Raw genomic sequence first — 3,140 nt, 5'->3', positions numbered from 1 at the left:
CACCGATACGAGCCTGTTTACTCCGATTCTGGCAGTTCTATATTGTCAGAAGCAGATAAAAATATAGAGTTATAAAGAGTTAAAAACGGTTATTTACTATTTATAACTGTTATGTAAATGCCTGTGCGCTGGAATGGAGACATCCGTGTTTTCCATAAACGAAAAGAGGCGGCGACTAAATGAACGATTGGGTTCATTTTGTCGCCGCCTCTTACGGATATCCCTGTCAGGGGATGCATAGATCCGCCTCTATCAGGAAGACTATATAGTCTCTTACTGGATATAGAAGGTCATGCTGACGGTTTCACTCAGCGTGTTTGTACCGGCTTCGACCGGTGCCATATCGGCCGATTCGGCTTTCATCAGGCGGGCATTCATAGCTCCGGCGTAAACGCTGGAATAAGATGGCGTACGGCCGCTGATATTGATTTCTTTTACTTTTCCGAGCTGTCCGCCTGCAGCCGTAGCGGCAGCTTCAGCGGCACTGCGGCCGTTATGGACAGCTTCCTTTATCAGGTTGTTTTTAATGGTATCGGCGTGCTCATTGGTAAACGTCATTCCCATGACGCGGTTGGCACCGGCCTGGCCTGCTTTTTCGATGATGCGCGGGATAAGATCAAAATCAGAAACGCGGATGCGCAGATTGTTTGTCACGGTGTAAGAGACAATCTTCCTGCCATTCGTATCATAATTCGGGGTCATATTGAAGTTTGTCGTCTTCAGATCATCCTTAGTGACCCCAAGAGCCTTGACGGCATTGGCAACTTGGTTCATGACCAGGTTATTGTCACTGCGGGCCTTCTGGGCATTGCTGGCCGTGCTTTCCATGCCAATGGTGATGTAGGCTGTATCCGGGGCGACCTGTTGTTCTGCGTATCCCGTCACATTAATGACTGATGGGGCCTGTTCGGCTGCTTCTGTAACGGCAGGAGCAGCAGCGCTGGCTGTTGCCAGCAGGACTGTCAGGGTCAGAGCTTTTAAGAAACGATATTTCATATGTAGAGTACCTCCTTACTTTATTGTATCCTCATATTGGATTTCTGATAAGAATATTATACAGCAAAATGTCTCTTCTGAAAATACGGCAAACGATGTATAGAGCAATTAGTTTCAAATTGTGAAGAAACTGTGATATTCGTCCTGCATAGCCTCTCTGCTGCCACGGCGATTTACTGGTCTGCATAAAAATATGACTTGTAATTATGAACAGGGTGTACTATAATAAGCGAAGGATAAAAAGCTAGGGGCGCCGCAAGGCTGAGAATGACCCTTTAACCTGATTCGGGTAATGCCGACGTAGGGAAGCTGTTACCGGATATGATAGCTCACCCTGCGGGGGTGGGCTTTTTTGTTATGTATTTTTGGATATGTTTAGGAGGATGTGTCATGAACTACACCACACAGATGGATGCAGCACGTAAAGGTATCGTTACGCCGCAGATGGAAATCGTTGCTAAAAAGGAACAGATGCCTGTTGAAAAACTGATGGAACTCGTTGCCAGCGGCAAGGTAGCTATCCCTGCCAACAAACTGCATACGGCACTCAGCCCGGAAGGCATTGGCAAGAACTGCCGCACCAAAATCAACGTCAATCTCGGTGTATCGCCGGAACATAATAACCATGAAGAAGAACTGCAGAAAGTCCAGAGTGCTATCGATATGAAAGCCGAAGCCATCATGGATTTGTCCAACTTCGGCAAGACCCGTGATTTCCGCCGCAAACTGGTTGGCATGTCTACAGCTATGATCGGTACGGTACCGATGTACGATGCCGTCGGTATGCTCGATAAAGACCTGAAAGATATCACGGTCGACGAATTTTTCTCAGTCGTCGAACAACATGCTGAAGATGGTGTAGATTTCATGACTATCCACTGTGGCATGAACCAGAAAACAGCAGAACGGATTAAACGCAATCCGCGTCTGACGAACGTCGTTTCCCGTGGTGGTTCACTGCTCTTTGCCTGGATGGAAATGAATAAGAAAGAAAATCCGTTCTATGAATATTACGATCGTCTCCTCGACATCTGTGAAAAATATGACGTTACCCTGAGCCTGGGCGATGCCTGCCGTCCTGGCTGTACACACGATTCGACCGATGCCGCTCAGATTGAAGAACTGATTACGCTCGGCGAACTGACCAAACGCGCCTGGGACCACAACGTACAGGTCATGATCGAAGGCCCGGGCCACATGGTTCTCACAGAAATCGCTGCCAATATGAAGATTGAAAAGCGGCTCTGTCACGAAGCGCCTTTCTATGTATTGGGGCCATTGGTTACCGATATCGCACCGGGCTATGACCACATTACCAGTGCCATCGGCGGTGCCATTGCTGGTTCCTGCGGCGCTGACTTCCTCTGCTATGTCACACCGGCTGAACATCTGCGCCTGCCGTCCGTAGAAGACGTCAAGGAAGGGATCATCGCTACCCGTCTGGCTGCTCATGCGGCAGATCTTGCTAAAGGTATCCCAGGTGCTCAGGAATGGGACGACGCCATGAGCAAGGCTCGTGTCGATGTTGACTTCGAAAAGATGATTTCCCTGGCCATTGACCCGGTCAAAGCCAGAAAATATTATGAATCGAGCAAACCAGAATGTGAAGGAACTTGCTCCATGTGCGGCCGTATGTGCCCGGCACGGACGATGAAGAAAATCCTGGCTGGAGAAGACGTATCTCTTCTCGATGAATGCTGATAGCAGCAGATAGTATTTCTCATAGATAAAGAAAACGGGATTGCCTGTGAAGGTTTGTACCAGCACAGGCAGTCCCGTTTTCCTTAGAGTATGATAGGGAAAGTTTGATGTATCATGAATGGTGCATTTTGTATATTATTTAATTTTTGACAAACGTCAAACAAACTATGAAAGGAGCTTTGCCTTTTATTTCCATACCAGCAGCAGAGATGCTCCGAATTCTTTCTTGAATTGACTGAGAAGCTGCTTCATTTCATAATCGGCCGCATTGTAGGTAGCTCCCGGTGTGACCGTCAGGATGAGGACGATGACGTTTTCTGCATGAGCTACTTCGATATTATCCACGAGCTGTTCGTAGGTCAGGTCCGACGCTTCAGCCAGGGCCAGCAGGGTAGAGAGGCGACGGATCATCGTCCATTCTTCTTCCGATGGCATATGGGCAT

Annotated in this window: 2 protein-coding genes, 1 pseudogene and 1 riboswitch; of the genes and pseudogenes, 1 reads left to right on the top strand and 2 read right to left on the bottom strand. The window is 48.1% G+C overall.

Going from position 1 to position 3,140, the window contains the following annotated elements; translation table 11 throughout:
• Positions 1-273: 273 nt before the first annotated feature.
• Positions 274-996 (bottom strand): SIMPL domain-containing protein, encoded by a 723-nt coding sequence (locus DBO31_RS01450; protein WP_059075904.1) that lies wholly within the window; start codon positions 994-996, stop codon positions 274-276.
• A gap of 236 nt (positions 997-1,232) precedes the next feature.
• Positions 1,233-1,320, top strand: a riboswitch (TPP riboswitch).
• A gap of 66 nt (positions 1,321-1,386) precedes the next feature.
• Here DBO31_RS01450 and thiC point away from each other — a divergent pair.
• Positions 1,387-2,697 carry a phosphomethylpyrimidine synthase ThiC gene (gene thiC / locus DBO31_RS01445; protein WP_059075905.1) on the top strand — a complete coding sequence of 437 codons (1,311 nt, stop codon included), beginning with the start codon at positions 1,387-1,389 and terminating at the stop codon, positions 2,695-2,697.
• A gap of 186 nt (positions 2,698-2,883) precedes the next feature.
• On the opposite strand, the pseudogene DBO31_RS01440 reads toward thiC, so the two are convergent.
• Positions 2,884-3,140 (bottom strand): annotated as a pseudogene (locus tag DBO31_RS01440) (exopolyphosphatase); the annotation flags it as partial.

It is taken from the genome of Megasphaera sp. DJF_B143, from assembly GCF_900320625.1.
GTDB lineage: Bacteria > Bacillota > Negativicutes > Veillonellales > Megasphaeraceae > Megasphaera > Megasphaera hexanoica.
The sequence above is the reverse complement of the archived record's forward strand: the minus strand, read 5'-3'. Positions and strand labels throughout refer to the sequence as shown.

Coding starts and splice junctions, on each gene's coding strand:
- thiC (WP_059075905.1), top strand. CDS start 1,387: ATGAACTACACCACACAGATGGATGCAGCACGTAAAGGTATCGTTACG.
- DBO31_RS01450 (WP_059075904.1), bottom strand. CDS start 996: ATGAAATATCGTTTCTTAAAAGCTCTGACCCTGACAGTCCTGCTGGCA.